Origin of the sequence: Labrys sedimenti (assembly GCF_034424805.1) — a bacterium.
In the GTDB taxonomy this organism is placed as follows: Bacteria; Pseudomonadota; Alphaproteobacteria; order Rhizobiales; family Labraceae; genus Labrys; species Labrys sedimenti.
In genome coordinates, this window is sequence record NZ_JAXOUF010000092.1 from 1 (window position 1) to 1,163 (window position 1,163).

Sequence of the window (1,163 nt, forward strand, 5' to 3'; positions counted from 1 at the left end):
CCCCCGTTATATCTTCGGCGCAGAAACGCTAGACCAGTGAGCTGTTACGCTTTCTTTAAAGGATGGCTGCTTCTAAGCCAACCTCCTGGCTGTTTCTCCATTTCCACATCCTTTACCACTTAGTGTATATTTAGGGACCTTAGCTGACGGTCCGGGCTCTTACCCTCTCGACCACGGATCTTCTCACCCGTAGTCTCACTGCTGATATATTCTCTTCCGTATTCGGAGTTTGTATGGGTTCGGTAAGCGGTATGCCCCCTAGCCCAAACAGTGCTCTACCCCAGAAAATTAAATATCAACGCTGCACCTCAATGCATTTCGGGGAGAACCAGCTATCACCAGCCTTGATTGGTCTTTCGCCCCTATCCACAGGTCATCCAAATGGTTTTCAACCCAAACTGGTTCGGTCCTCCACAGCGTCTTACCGCTGCTTCAACCTGCCCATGGATAGATCGACTGGCTTCGGGTCTAACGCATGCAACTAATTCGCCCTATTCAGACTCGGTTTCCCTCCGGCTTCACCTATCGGCTTAACCTCGCTGCATACGATAACTCGTAGGCTCATTATGCAAAAGGCACGCCGTCACATATTAACATATGCTCCGACCGCTTGTAGGCACATAGTTTCAGGTTCTATTTCACTCCCTTAACAAGGGTTCTTTTCACCTTTCCCTCACGGTACTCGTTCACTATTGGTCGATGACTAGTATTTAGCCTTAGAGGGTGGTCCCTCCTGATTCCTGCAGGACCTCACGTTTCCCGCAGTACTCGGGTACAGATTTAATCTCTTGACCATTTCGATTACGGGGCTCTAACCCTCTATGGCCGGCCTTCCCATGCCGTTCTTCTATAGTCGCAAGTATTATAACACCTGCCCCACAACCCCAGCCTTATGACTGGTTTAGGCTCTTCCGTTTTCGCTCACCGCTACTCACGGAATCGAGTTTTCTTTCTTTTCCTTCAGGTACTGAGATGTTTCACTTCCCTGAGTTCGCTCCCTTACGGGTAGTGGAGGGTCGCTCCACTGGGTTGCCCCATTCGGATATCCACGACTGTAACGCCTGTTAACAGCTTATCGTGGCTTTTCGCAGTTTGCCGCGTCCTTCTTCGCCTGTCATCGCCTAGGCATCCTCTATGCGCCCTTAGTAGCTTGACCTCTCTCC

At 50.4% G+C, this 1,163-nt stretch carries 1 rRNA gene; it reads right to left on the bottom strand.

The window, feature by feature from the left end:
• Positions 1 to 1,156, bottom strand: a 23S ribosomal RNA gene (locus U1R88_RS35555); the annotation flags it as partial.
• Positions 1,157 to 1,163: the final 7 nt, after the last annotated feature.